15 protein-coding genes and 1 other annotated feature are annotated in these 13,865 nt (G+C 29.9%); of the genes, 12 read left to right on the forward strand and 3 right to left on the reverse strand.

Features of this window, described 5'->3' with window-relative positions:
- The first annotated feature begins 75 nt into the window (after window positions 1-75).
- The 12 genes from ACI48Q_RS10540 to ACI48Q_RS10595 all read left to right on the forward strand — a co-directional run bounded on the left by ACI48Q_RS10540 (window position 76) and on the right by ACI48Q_RS10595 (window position 11,411).
- A complete protein-coding gene (locus ACI48Q_RS10540; protein WP_474919039.1) occupies window positions 76-552 on the forward strand; it encodes a pyridoxamine 5'-phosphate oxidase family protein in 477 nt (158 codons plus the stop codon).
- The gene (locus ACI48Q_RS10545) at window positions 553-1,641 is read left to right on the forward strand and encodes a hypothetical protein (RefSeq protein ID WP_474919040.1); all 1,089 of its coding nucleotides are present in this window, start codon (window positions 553-555) and stop codon (window positions 1,639-1,641) included.
- 34 nt (window positions 1,642-1,675) lie between these two features.
- Complete coding sequence (locus tag ACI48Q_RS10550; RefSeq protein ID WP_474919516.1) at window positions 1,676-1,861, forward strand: dTDP-4-dehydrorhamnose 3,5-epimerase family protein; 186 nt, start codon at window positions 1,676-1,678, stop codon at window positions 1,859-1,861.
- 313 nt (window positions 1,862-2,174) lie between these two features.
- On the forward strand, window positions 2,175-3,398 hold the full coding sequence (locus tag ACI48Q_RS10555; protein WP_474919041.1) for an MGDG synthase family glycosyltransferase: 1,224 nt from the start codon (window positions 2,175-2,177) through the stop codon (window positions 3,396-3,398).
- Window positions 3,376-4,008, forward strand: coding sequence for a polysaccharide deacetylase family protein (locus ACI48Q_RS10560; RefSeq protein ID WP_474919042.1), 633 nt, complete (start codon window positions 3,376-3,378; stop codon window positions 4,006-4,008). Before ACI48Q_RS10555 ends, ACI48Q_RS10560 begins: the two co-directional genes overlap by 23 nt.
- A complete protein-coding gene (locus ACI48Q_RS10565; RefSeq protein ID WP_474919043.1) occupies window positions 4,001-5,047 on the forward strand; it encodes a lysylphosphatidylglycerol synthase transmembrane domain-containing protein in 1,047 nt (348 codons plus the stop codon). Before ACI48Q_RS10560 ends, ACI48Q_RS10565 begins: the two co-directional genes overlap by 8 nt.
- 988 nt (window positions 5,048-6,035) lie before the next feature.
- Complete coding sequence (locus ACI48Q_RS10570; protein ID WP_474919044.1) at window positions 6,036-6,947, forward strand: GNAT family N-acetyltransferase; 912 nt, start codon at window positions 6,036-6,038, stop codon at window positions 6,945-6,947.
- A gap of 485 nt (window positions 6,948-7,432) precedes the next feature.
- Entirely contained in the window at window positions 7,433-7,630 is a 198-nt protein-coding gene (locus ACI48Q_RS10575) for a hypothetical protein (protein ID WP_474919045.1), read from the forward strand.
- A gap of 166 nt (window positions 7,631-7,796) precedes the next feature.
- Window positions 7,797-8,005 (forward strand) — a binding site (T-box leader).
- Between the two features lie 165 nt (window positions 8,006-8,170).
- Window positions 8,171-9,445, forward strand: coding sequence for a serine--tRNA ligase (gene serS, locus ACI48Q_RS10580; RefSeq protein WP_474919046.1), 1,275 nt, complete (start codon window positions 8,171-8,173; stop codon window positions 9,443-9,445).
- Window positions 9,446-9,539: 94 nt separating this feature from the next.
- Window positions 9,540-10,067: a 2'-5' RNA ligase family protein gene (locus ACI48Q_RS10585; protein ID WP_474919517.1), complete on the forward strand. Its 528-nt coding sequence runs from the start codon at window positions 9,540-9,542 to the stop codon at window positions 10,065-10,067.
- Between the two features lie 191 nt (window positions 10,068-10,258).
- The gene (locus tag ACI48Q_RS10590) at window positions 10,259-10,801 is read left to right on the forward strand and encodes an NAD(P)H-dependent oxidoreductase (protein ID WP_474919047.1); all 543 of its coding nucleotides are present in this window, start codon (window positions 10,259-10,261) and stop codon (window positions 10,799-10,801) included.
- Window positions 10,794-11,411, forward strand: coding sequence for a flavodoxin family protein (locus ACI48Q_RS10595; RefSeq protein ID WP_474919048.1), 618 nt, complete (start codon window positions 10,794-10,796; stop codon window positions 11,409-11,411). The genes ACI48Q_RS10590 and ACI48Q_RS10595 overlap by 8 nt, the downstream gene beginning before the upstream one ends.
- Window positions 11,412-11,668: 257 nt before the next feature.
- On the opposite strand, the gene ACI48Q_RS10600 is transcribed toward ACI48Q_RS10595, so the two are convergent.
- The 3 genes from ACI48Q_RS10600 to ACI48Q_RS10610 are packed head-to-tail and all read right to left on the reverse strand — an operon-like array spanning window position 11,669 to window position 13,837.
- A complete protein-coding gene (locus tag ACI48Q_RS10600) occupies window positions 11,669-13,102 on the reverse strand; it encodes a DUF4153 domain-containing protein (protein WP_474919049.1) in 1,434 nt (477 codons plus the stop codon).
- Window positions 13,092-13,316 carry a helix-turn-helix domain-containing protein gene (locus tag ACI48Q_RS10605; protein WP_474919050.1) on the reverse strand — a complete coding sequence of 75 codons (225 nt, stop codon included), beginning with the start codon at window positions 13,314-13,316 and terminating at the stop codon, window positions 13,092-13,094. Before ACI48Q_RS10605 ends, ACI48Q_RS10600 begins: the two co-directional genes overlap by 11 nt.
- A gap of 26 nt (window positions 13,317-13,342) precedes the next feature.
- On the reverse strand, window positions 13,343-13,837 hold the full coding sequence (locus ACI48Q_RS10610; RefSeq protein ID WP_474919051.1) for a DUF2975 domain-containing protein: 495 nt from the start codon (window positions 13,835-13,837) through the stop codon (window positions 13,343-13,345).
- Window positions 13,838-13,865 lie beyond the last annotated feature (28 nt).

Below are 13,865 nucleotides of genomic sequence, written 5' to 3' on the forward strand. Positions count from 1 at the left end.
TATTATTTAGGTAATTGCGAAATGCAAAGTATGACAGAACCAATAGGAAAATAAAAAATAAATGGAGGAATTATTATGAACAAGTATGAAAACGCTATGAAGCTTATGGAAGAATACTGCGGAAACGGAAAGGACAACCTTATTGCTCTTGCAACTATTGCATTGTACCCGAATGCCATGGGAAGTCCCCGTCCTTCTGTCCGTATGGTTGATGCTTATTATGAAGACGGTGTGTTTTATGTTTCTACAGACACTAATAAAAATAAAACGCTGGAAATTGGGAAAAATAACGAGGTTTCCATTTGTGGGCTAGACTTGTTTGTTGCTCAAGGAAGGGCTGAAAATCTCGGTTGGGTAAAGGACGAGAGGAACGCGGAAATAAGAGCCAAGATGAAAAAAATCTTCACATGGTTCGATGCACATGGCGACGAAGACAACCCTGACTCAATCGTTCTGCGTATAACCCTTACGGAAGGAACTATAACTGATAATGACCAAAAATACGGTGAATGGCAGTATAAAGTTGACTTTGCGAAGAAAGAAGTGAAATAAATGCAAAAGACACTGAAGGATATGGCAAAACACTTAAAGAATGTTATTACGTCAGAAATACCTGAAACATATACAATTAATCCTATGTTTGAAGATATTTCAAAGGAGGAAAACATTCGAGAAGGAGTTCTTGTCTTCAGAAACTTTTTGTATAAGCTTTGCGATGTTTTGATTGTTGAAGGCGATTCCTATGATAATCATAAAAAGAATGCTCACGAATTTGATGACCGCGTTACTATTTCCGTATATTTTCCATTCCTGCACAATGTGAAATGCTTATTATTGAATATAGGTTTTCATGGGGCACTAACAGAAAGTGCCCAATCTCTTACCGTGGGAAGCAATATATTCAACACGAAAACCCCCGTTTCAAAATACGTTGAGGCCCTGCGATTCTTGACTGATTGCGGCATAGTGATTGAAGGTATAAACTTGAATGATAAAAAACCAGATTTATTAAAAGCTGAAAGAATAAAAATTTCCTATCCTGAGAATCCTGATATGTTGACTGGTCTCAAGGTAATGGCAATAGCAGAGATAGAATTTGGTGGAAACGCCAAGGAATCCAAGGTCAATAAATCTAATACAATCAGTTATTGCCGCTTCTCCGATATTTTATTGCGATGTGATTACAGAGTATTGGAAAACAATAAAACAGATGAGATTATTTCTATATTAAAAGATACTATGAAACCTTTATCTGCCAATGTACAAGATTTTATATTGCAGCTACATAAGCGTTATTTGGATAAAGGGCTTAAATGTAATATGGAAATAAAAGATTTATGGATAAAGATTAAGTATTCTTATAAAAGTAAAGAGATATGGGGAATTAATGTATCACTTAACAATGGTTATCAAATAAACATCAAAGCGAAGAACACCCATAAATACGCTGATACCATTGAAAAATTCCCTTCATTTATACAAGAAATGATTGAAAAGGGATATGGCTGTGGAATAAAAAGAGGGATAAGCGATCATTGTAATGGAGGTTGCCAAGGTTTTCGTTTTTCACTGGAGGACTCAATTATTGATATAAGAAATGATATCGAAACTTGGCTTGACACGGAATTGTCATTTGTATAGTATAAGCGTTAGTAAAACATAGTGGGAAAATACTATTGAATTTGTTTATAAGCTTACTGACTATTATCATCCAGAAGATGAAGGTGGTATTCCTTGGAACGATAAAACAATAGATATTGACTGGCCCATTTCAGAAGGAATGAAAATTATAACATCTGAAAGAGATAGAAAGTATCCTGCTTTTAGTGAAGGACTATCATTAAAAACTAAAATGATATAGTATAACTACCCCAGAGTATGTTTCAACTACTTTAGGGGTATTTTTATGCCAGATTTCAGGAGAAATCATGAAGTTTAATGAGATTATTTAGAAAATCATATTATAAAGAAAATGGTATTTGAAAGTAAAGATGAAAACCAAAATGTAGAATCTTTCTTAAATCTTGTATAAAATCTTCATAAAATCTTAAGATTTTATGAAGTTAAAATTAATAATTGAAGAGTATCATTAAGACAGAAGTAGGTTAAAGGAATGTTCATTTTCAATTCTTATGGCCACACAGTGAGGGAAAATAAAGAAAGGGAGTAATTATTTGAAAATATTAATATTAACAAGTCGTTTTGGAATGGGACACTACTGTACTGCAGAAGCTATTAAGGAAGAACTACTTGTATCGGATTCTAATGATACCATTGAAATTCAGGATAGTGTTAAAGCATTATTTCCTATTATTTTTAAACTAATTTATGGATTCTTTAATCTTTTTATATGTAGATTTTCAGGTGTGTATAATTTTATAAATAGTTTTGCTACAAAACATGGAGATTCTTGCTTAAAGAGACGAAATTTAAATAAAATAAATTCTTTAATTGAGAAATATGATCCAGATTTAATAATATCTACATGGTCTGCAAGTTCTAGATTTATTTCAACTTACAAGAAGGAATATAAAGTTAATATTCCTCTATATACATATATCACTGACATTACTGCTCATGATGGATGGATTACTAACATGACTGATATGTATTTTGTAGCCACGAGAAGTACAAAGGAAAGCCTTGTAGCCAAAGGGGTTGATGGTAAAAAAATTGTTGTAAGCGGCATACCTGTAAGGCAGACATTTAAACAGGATCTACAGTTTAAATCCCACGATAATAGACGGGTGTTATCATTTAAGTCCATTGATGATAATAATGAACTGCAAGTTAAATCCCACCAGGATAAAAAGAAAATCCTTATAATGGGAGGGGGATTGGGATTAATACCAGACCTTGATAATATATTAGAACGATTATATGAGACAAGCAATGTTCATATTACAATTATAACTGGTAAAAATAAAAAATTATTAAAAAAACTAAAAAAAGACTACCCTAAAATAGAGGCAATTGGGTATACAAATCAGGTATACAGATATATGAAAAGTGCAGATTTATTAATCACTAAGCCAGGAGGAATTTCAACTTTTGAAGCGATTTATAGTACCACTCCTTTATATATTATTAAACCATTTTTATGTCAAGAGGTTGGAAATGCGAATTTTATTGAAAAAATGCACATAGGGAAAATTGCTTGGGGAAATGATTTTGATATATCAGAGGATATAATAGCTTTAATAAGTAATGCGAGGGTGCTTGGAGAAATGAAATATAACATGCAGCTTTTGAGAAGGGAAGTTTCGGAATTCAAACTAAAGAAAATTTACGAGAGGAATGGGCGAAAAGATGTGGATTATAATAATGCTAACCACTATTCTGTTAGTTTTAATGATATATGGAGCTATTCCCACATTGCTTTACAGAAGGTGGAATAGACAACTGAAAAAGCAAAGAAAAGGAATGGGAGTAGAAAATATATATTTAACATTTGATGATGGCGTGGATAGTAAATATACAACAGAGGTTCTTCGAGTTCTAAAAACTTACCAAATTCCAGCGACCTTCTTTGTGGTAGCAGAATTTGCTAAAAATAACCCGAAAATTATTGAAAAACTTAAAAAAGATGGCCATGCTATAGGGTTACATTCACTAGAACACAAGAATGAAATTCTTCAAACACCGAGGAATACAAGAAAAGATTTTTCGAAAAGCATGGAGATATTGAAAGAACTTGGGATTAAGCCAAAATTTTTCAGACCTCCTTGGGGGCATTTTAGTTTAGCAGCTATAAAAGAAATAAAGAAAGAAAATTTAGATATTGTTCTTTGGAACGTAATTGTGGGAGATTGGAAGGCAAACATAGAGGCAAGGGTTATAGCAGATAGATTGCTTCGTGAAACAGAAAAAGGGGATATTATCTGTCTTCATGATGGACGAGGTAAAAATGATGCGCCCAAAAGAACTGTTGAAGCATTAGAAATAGTTCTCCCAATTTGGAAATCACAAGGGTTTACCTTTGGAACGGTGGAGGAGCTTTATGAGTAAGGGTAGAAAACTATGGAATTTAATGAAAAATGGTGGATTGTTTATAATCATTGTTGCTATAACATTCAAGCTGTTTTTTTTCAATGCTGATTTTAAAGATATTATAAAAACAGTGTCACAAGTAAACTTAGTATATATCGCTATAGGTATAGTTTTTATGCTTGTTGTGGTTCTCTGTGAAGCCATAAATATCAGGCGTAGTTTAGGAGTATTTAAAGAAAGGTCAACTTTACTTCAATGTATACAGTATTCATTGGTAGGAATTTTTTTCAGTTCTATAACACCGTCTGCTACAGGTGGCCAGCCAATGCAGGTGTATTATATGCATAAAAAAAAGATAAATATTTCCAATTCTATGCTTGCTTTGCTAATATGTCTTGCATCCTATCAATTTATTACTGTATCAATGGCAATTATGAGTTTAATAATAAAATTTAATTTTTTTAAAGAAACCCTTGGGAAGTTTAGTGTGTTACTATATTTAGGGATTGGATTGAATGTAATTTTATTAGTGCTAATATTGACAGCTATTTTTTCGAAAAAAATTATTTTTAAAGCTGTAAATTTAGTTGTTAAAATTTTAGAACATTTTAATCCTAAAAAATCTGTAATTTTCAAAGAAAATGCCCTGATAGAGATAGAAAAGTATAAAAAAGGGGCAGATTATATTAAAAATGATAAAATATTTATAATTAAGACTATCCTTATTACCACAATACAGATTTCAGCGTTACATAGCATCCCATTTTGGGTTTATAAAGCCTTTGGAATGTCTTCTGCATCTTTAATTCACTTCATTCTAATTCAATCTGCCTTATACATTGCAGGTGCAGCATTACCTTTACCGGGTGCAGTGGGAATAGGAGAGGGAGGATTCTTAGTATTCTTTAGGACTCTGTTTCCAGTTCATATACTAAGCTCTGCTATGCTACTCAGTCGAGGAATCAGTTTCTATCTTATGATACTCATTAGTGGTATAGGAATTATGTTTTTGCAGCTAAATTCAAAAGTTGAGATGACAAGCGCTTCAAATGTGTAATTTTTTCCAATTAAAGATATGTGTTAATTAATAGAAGAACAAGTAAAGAAAATAGCAAACTAAAATGGACCCCTTGTCAAGGACACAATAAAAAAGGGTTTAAGTAGCACTTAAAAGATGATTTCTATATTGAATAGGAATCATCTTTTTCAATACCAATTGATATCTATGATAATTGTACTATTCTATGTAGTTATCAACTTTTTCAATAGCTTCTTCAAGTGTTTTACAACTTTTAAAATGAACCCCATCTTCTATAACGGACAGGTATGCAGTTTGATCCATCCCATATTGAATAGTAAAGAAAGACAGCCGATTTAGAGAAAAAGGAGGACAGACTTCAAACCTTTATACAGTGGTGTATCCTTTGCAAAATAATGAGGATGAATGTAAAAAAGAGATTAAGGAAGAAGTAGTAAAAACTGAAGAAAAGCAAAAATTAGATCACTGTGAAGAAATAAAAACAGTAAGTTTTTTTAGATTATAAAACAAGTGATAATAGAGTAATTGCAACTATAAATTGTAAAAATCTGATGCTTAATATGCAATGTCATAGGAAGTGCGACAATTTGATCCTCCATGGAATATATAGTCTAAGATATATTTCATGGATATTGAAAGATTATATAAATTAATTTATCGATAATAGGTTTTAGATGCATATACTAGTTAGTCTCTAACCTGAAAAGAGTAATTTACATATATTTTTACAATTATTGAAAATTTACAATAAACTTAGATTAATATATATTTTTACAATATAGTTTTAAAATGTAATTTAATACATTATAATGGATTTATTGGTAAATTATATGATGGAATCTAAAAATATAGAATATAATAAATAGAATTATAGCACAAAGAAATGTTATAAGGTGATTTATGGAAATATATGATGTGAAAACTTCTGATATTAGTGAAAAAAATTAAATGAATTATGTTTACTGATTGATATTAAAATTAAATTTAGAAAGTTGAGGTTAAAAAAATGGCAATAACATATAGAAGATATAAGGATATAAATGATTATAAAATAATATGTACTTTCTTAGAAAAAAGTTATGAGTCTTATGGGACAAGGTTTTATGATAATTTAACTCTATTTGAATTTCAGTGTGCACTAGCATGTGGATTAGAAGAACCTGTTAAGAGTATTGATGAAGTGTTAGATAAATTCTTTCTTTGGTTTGATGGTGATGAATTAGTTGGAATACTCGAAGAGGGAAGTTCATGTATATCAATGGATTATAGATTTCTCTTTAATGAAACTGTTAAAGTTGCAGAAGAGTTTTATTCCGATGAAGATAACAATGTTGAATTCAACGTCTATGAAAATGATAGAGACTACGAAAATGTTTTATTAAACAGAGGGTATTGTAAGACAGAGGAATATTGGGTAAGAAGAGAGTTCGACTTAAAGAACACATTAATAAATATGGATTTACCTGAGGGATTTTATATAGAATCAGTTTCTAATCTTAAAGAGCATGATGAAGTATATAAGGCTTATAAGTTATGTTATGGAATTTTATTCAATAACAATATTTTTGAAAATTTTTATAAAACATCAACTTATAGAAAAGAGTTAGACCTAGTAGTTATTGGTCCTGATAAGAATGTAGTAGCGTTATGTAGTGGAAGATATGATGAAAAGAACAAATTAGCAACTATCGAAGCTGTATCTTGTTATCATGAATATAGAAGAAGAGACATTAGTAAAGCATTGCTATTTCATGAATTAAGTATTGCTAAAGATTTAGGTGCAGATAAAGCTACTGTATATACTGCTATGCCAGAAAGATATCCGGCTCCTAATAAACTTTACGAATCGGTTGGATTTAAACTAGTTGGGAATATATATGTATGGAAAAAGAATAAAAATATAAAACCTAATAAGTAGCCTATATTCAATACTTCTCACTAATAAATATGATATAAATTGAATTAGAAATTGGTTCTAAGTGTGAATTGGATGTAAGCATCAAAAATTCTCCGCCTAGCTACTAATAGAACTCCCTGATAAAATAACAGGTAACTAATACCGACACACGTGGAGACGGTATTAAAGCTGGTTAAAAAGTAATATATAAAGTCCTTGGAAATATCCATTTTACGGGGTTTTCAGGGACTTTTTTTTATTTTGAAAAGCATTTACTTTAGAAGTTATAGATTAGGTGAAAAATAAAATATATATTTCATTATAAACAAAATATATATAACAATGATTATTGTAGTCTGACTGAAAGAGTACCTTTACAGTCATAGTAATGTGAGTTGCAATGTATTTATGAGGTGAAGAAAATGAATGAAAAAAAATGTCCTCTGATCTCTTACGTGGACATACAGATACGATGATTTTAAAGCCGTTACTCGAGAGTGACCGTTATGGATATGAAAAAGAATTGTAGTTTTAGAAATGCTATATTAGAAAATACATGTTTTGATAAGTCAGATTTGATAGGGGGAGTTTTTTATGGTTCTACACTTAATAAAACAAAACTAAGAATGCTTGACTTAAGAAATACGCAGTTTGATAAGTGTACATTTATAGAAACAGATTTGATATACTCAGATTTGATATGATGGATAAACTGACTTATGCTGCATTGAAAGGAATGGAAGCAGACTTGAGTAATGTTAAGATATTGACTTAGATAATAAGCATATTAGAAAGTTTAGTTTGCATATAATTTTTTGTAAGCTATTGACACATTTTAAAACCTCTGCTAGTATAAATAGCAATATATATATTAAAGCAATGATGGAAAAAAAGATTATGTAAGTATTAAGAGAGCTAGTGGTTGGTGTGAACTAGTATACTAAGTAGTCCGTCCACTTCCTGAGCATTTAGCGATGAGTTAAGGGTTTGTGTCCTGTATAACACAATTGAGAGGCTATAATTATATACTATTATAGCAATTAGAGTGGCAACGCGGGAATCCAACTCCCGTCTCTGTATTTTTACAGAGACGGGAGTTTTTTTATTTACTTGAAAATGCATTTTCAGAAATATATTTAAATAATTAATTATAAGTTATGTTTTAAAAACAACTTATAGTGTATGAAAATTTTATTATTTCTAGGACATATTTATTATATTAAAGTAAAAACGGAGGTTTTATTATGTTAGATTTAAATTTAATTAGAGAAAATCCTGATAGAGTAAAGGCTGCTTTACTTAAAAGGATGGATAGTATAGACTTTAGTGAATTACTTCAGTGGGATCGTACTAGAAGAGATTTAATTGTTCAAGTAGAGGCTATGAAAAATAAGAAAAATTCAGTATCAAAAGAAATTTCAGTACTGAGAAAGCAAGGAAAAGAAGTTGAAACCTACTATACAGAAATGAAGGAGCTCTCTAATAAAATTAATGAATTAGAAAATGAATTAGATAGCTACGAAGCAAAAATCAACAGCTTCTTAATAGAATTACCAAACCTGCCTGATGAAGATGTATTGGCTGGAGGAAAAGAAAATAATAAGGTTATTAGAGAGTGGGGACGTAAGCCTACCTTAGACTTTGATTTCAAAGACCATATGGAATTAGTTAAAAAACATGATTTAATTGACTATGAAAGAGGAGTAAAATTAGGTGGAAATGGCTTTTGGCTTTATAAAGGAACTGGAGCCATACTGGAATGGGCTCTATTAAATTACTTTATAGAAGAGCATATTAAGGATGGTTATGAGTTTATTCTACCACCACACATTCTAACTAATGAGTGTGGAGTGACATCTGGTCAATTTCCCAAGTTTGCAGATGAGGTTTATAGAGTTAATGAAGATGGTACAGAAGGAGGGCAGTTCATGCTTCCAACCTCAGAAACTGCACTAATTAATTTACACAGAGGTGAGATTTTAAAGGACGAAGAACTTCCTAAAAAATATTTCTCATACACCCCTTGTTATAGGGTTGAAGCTGGAAGTCATAGAGCTTCTGAAAGAGGAATGATAAGAGGTCACCAGTTTAATAAAGTTGAAATGTTTCAATACACAAGGCCTGAAGATTCAGCTGCAGCTTTAGAAGAATTGATTCAAAAAGCTGAAAAATTGGTACAGGGATTAGGACTTCACTATAGAGTGTCAAAACTAGCAGCTAAGGATTGTAGTGGTTCTATGTCTAAGACCCTTGATATTGAAGTTTGGCTTCCAAGTATTAATGAATATAAAGAAATAAGTTCTGCTTCAAATGGTAAAGATTATCAAGCTAGGCGTGGAATGATTAGATTTAAGAGAGAAAATAGTAAAAAAACTGAATTTGTTCACACTCTAAATGCTTCTGGCTTAGCAACTAGCAGATTACTTCCTGCCATAGTTGAACAGATGCAGCAAGAGGATGGCAGCATCGTAATTCCAAAAGTATTAAGAAAATGGGTTGGAGAAGATGTATTAAGATAATAATTTAAATATATACATTCATTAAAATAGTAGAATATTACTTGGAGGTGAATTAGTGAGAGAGTATATCACATGCTTTTTCACTAAGCTAATTATGAGATATGTAATTGTTTCAGTAGTAAAAGGAAATGCTGGAGAATTTAATAATAGGTTGAGAAAAGAAGTTTATAGCGAGTTTGGAGCTAAATCCTCAAAATTGCCAGCTCATTTTACTATAAAAGCACCCTTTGAATATGACGAAGATATATGCTTACTAGAAGAGACCATTGAAAGGTATTGTGCTAACCATAAAAAAGAACCTATGAGTATTAAAGGCTACAATCACTTTGATAATAGAGTTATATACATGGCTGTACAAATGAGCACTGGTGGAAAGGCCCTTCATGATGGCTTAATTGATAATTTAGCTTCTATACCTTATATGAGTTTTGACAAAAAGGATGGAAAAGATAAGATATTTCATGTTACTGTGAGCTCTAAAAGAATAAATAACATTTTTCATGAACTTTGGGATTATGTAAATAAATATCCTTGTGATTTTCAATGTGACTTTGATAATGTGAGTATTTATAAATGGGTAAATAACACTTGGGTGCTTCATAAAGAATATTTGTTTGTATAGATTTATTTCCAATATAAGTATGCTTCATCTCTATAAAAATAGACTATTAAAAGCATTTATACCTTCTACTATCAAGACTATTAATACAATTGACAATACAATCATAAAGAGTATAATTAAATTAAACGCTGTTTAATTATTAAACTTTGTTAATGTTTCTAGTAATGTCTATTGTAATATTGGGGGTAAATATGAAAATATGTGTTTTTAATGGTATGGATGATACAAATGATATAGAAGATATAGTAATAGATAATTTAAAACATCATGAATTAACTCAATTAAAGCTTAGAGATATGGATATTGGCTATTGTAGATGTTGTGCCTTATGTGCAAAGGGTGAATGTATGCTAAAAGATCAAGGTATAGAAGTAGTTAATTCCTATAAAGATAGTGAGGTTATAATATTTCTTACACCTATAAAATATGGAGCATATTCTAAAAACCTAAAAAAAGCAGTGGATAGATTGTTACCAATAGGTTCTGCATTTCTCCAAATAAAAGAAGGGTATATGATCCACAAAATGCCTTATAATAATAAAATATTTCTTGTTATAGGTATAGGTAATAAACACTCTCAAATGGAAGAAGAAGCTTTTAAAACTTTAGTAAAAGCTAATTACATTAATTTTGATGCAAAATCCTATAAAACACTGTTTATTTATAGTGAAAACCCTTCAAGCCACTTAAATGAAATTCAAGAATTATTTAAGGAGGACATAGTAAATGGATAAAAATATATTATTACTAAATGGTAGTACAAGAATAAAAGGAAACTCCTTAAATATTTGTAATTCTTTTAAAACCCTATGCTCTAATCATGGTGTGCCTTGTGATATACTAAACATTCAACAATATTTCAATAATAAAGATATTAAAGCTTTAAGAGAAGTTATAAGTAAAAGTAATACAATTGGATTAGTGTGCCCTTTATATGTTGATGGCTTTCCTTATCCAGTGATAGATTTTTTAGAAACCATGGAATTAGATTGTAGAGAACTATTAATAGGAAAGAGTTTTTTCGTAATTGGTCAATGTAATTTTCCAGAAAGTAGAAGAATAACGCCCTTAATCCAAAGTGGAAAATGTTTTTGTACCCAAATTAATATGCAGTGGCTTGGAAGCCTCTCCTATGGTGGTGCCATCAGAATAGAATCAAAGCCACTTGAGGGAGCTGGAAGAGAAGGAGTAAGGATGATTAAAGCTTTAAATATAGCCATAGAGGATATAATTAATGATAGAGAAATATCCTCCTCAGCTCAGAAGCTCTTTAAAAATGATATAAATAGGGTGTTCTATAAGCCTTTTATAGCTATAGCAAATATAATGTTCTCAAAACAATAGTATCACTTTATATAATTAGTAGATATACTTGGACGTAAAATAAAAGACTTCATATTATGATTTTGATCATAATATGAAGTCTTTTCTAACAGAATTATAAATATTAAGATTTGCTTTAAACGGTTTAAGTGTAAACTTAGATTCCTGCAGAGCAAAGGAGTCTCTAGTTGCCTGTACCCGGATGGGTGAACTTATGCAAAGCTGTGAGTAATAATATTTAGTTCATTATCAACACTATATTAAAACAAATCCAACTATTATTTAACTATCTGTGAAGAATAGTAATTATATTGGTACCAATGTTTCATCTCTCTAGTATTATACATTTTCCATTCTGCAAAAGTCGTGTCATCAATAGTTCCATTTTTATGCCCAGTCATCATTGAAGTATACGCATCTGAAGATAGACATGTTAAATAATAGGTATCATTAGCACCAAGTGTAATATTATTTTTAGCTATATAATTATCTATATTGACAAAATTTAAAGTCACATATAGTATAGCTCCTATAATAATACCATATTTAAACATACTCTTATTGTACCAAATATATATAGAAAGTAGTACTAAAAGTACCCCTAAGAATAAGGTAAAACATTGCACTAGAACTCTAAGTCTTGTATATCCATAGAAATCAATATATAAATTCATCTTATACATTGCAGATACAACCATATTAAGTGTATACAATGTAGTCAATGTGTATAGTATATTAAGGACTTTATTCATAGTTAGATTCTCACTTTTTACAATAAATTTCAGAACAGTAATTATAACTATATTCATAAAGGCTACAAATACTAGTTGAAAAAATCCATTTCTTGCATACTCAGAGTAATTAAAACTAGAGGGTAAACTAGAAGAATTCATAGTATATAGATGAGTCACCTGTATATAGGTAAATACTGTATATAATATATTGATGATTATTAGTAAAGTCAATATAGATATAACATCTATATTATAGCTTTTAGAGTTACCTTTTTCTAATGGCTTCTCATTCTCCGCTAAACTTTTAAATAATCCCCAAAAATATAAGGATATACCTATAGAAAAAACCAATTTAAATAACTCACCGCCATCAAAATTTCCAAAGACATAAATAAAGTCTTCAACATAATATCTAAATACATCATCGGCACCTAAAAGTAATGATAAGGTAATTAGTAATAATGGGATTGCCACTATAAGGCCTTTTACAATACCCTTAGTAATAGTTCTTTTCTTTTCACTACCTGAATTTTTAGCTATATCTATAATATAAATAGGTATTTTAGTACTAATTCTAATAGAATTAATAAATTCAAGCTTAAAAATATTAATTAGAATATTATCTAAGGTAAATGGGATTTTCCCATAGGTAAAGAATAAAAATGAAGTTAATATACATATAGGTATTATTATAATATTTAGCATTCTAAAAACAGGATTATTAAAGATTCCATAGGTAATACTTAATGCTAGGGAAATTATTAAAAAGAAATATCCCTCAAAAGAAGTAATGATCCTTGACTTATTAATTGTTATAAATACTCCAAATATTATTAAACAATATATAGCCATGGACACACCAAGATATTTGAACATAAAAATATAAAACAATAGACCCAATAATATAGAAGTTATTATTAACTTAGAAGTATTAATAGAGTTCTCCATTATATCATTTGAAAATTCACTATTCTTCATCTTCCATATCTCCTTTTACATATTCAATGATATCAGCAGGCTGACAGTTTAGAGCTTCACATATGGCATTTAAAGTTGAAAACCTTATAGCCTTTGCCTTATTATTTTTAAGTATAGATAGATTTGCATTAGTTATTCCTACTTTTTGTGCAAGGTCTTGTAATGAAATTTTTCTCTTAGCCATCATAACATCTAAATTAATTATAATTGCCATAGTTTATCACATCCTTAATTCTAAAGTTAAATTGTAAAATCATTTTCTTCTTTATATTTCACAGCTTGATCAAATACTTTAGATAAGATATATAGGAAACAACCTGCAAATAAAAAAATTATAAATTCCATATCCGTATGTATTCCTGTGGAATCAAGATATATAAGTTTAAAGTTTCTAAGACTAGTATTAAAAATCATATTTAAAATATAGGTTCCACTAATTACATAGCATTTCCAAGACATTCTTTTTAAATTATTTACATTCTCAATGGTAAAAGGGTCTGTATTAACTAAAGAAATAAGTATTTTTCTAATATCAAAAATAATAGAAAATAGAGAACCAATACCTATAATAAGTAGCGCTACAATTAGGATTTTAGTAGGTGTAGATACATCTATACCTTTACTAGAAACTCCTTGATAAATAATGACTACAGCAAGTATTGCTCCTAGTATACTTACAATATCTAATACTATTTTAATAGCACTACTCAATGATTTTTTTCCATAATAATTCATGTAAATACCTCCTAAATTAAATCACTTT

The sequence above is a fragment of the Clostridium sp. LXY-7 genome, assembly GCF_056172015.1.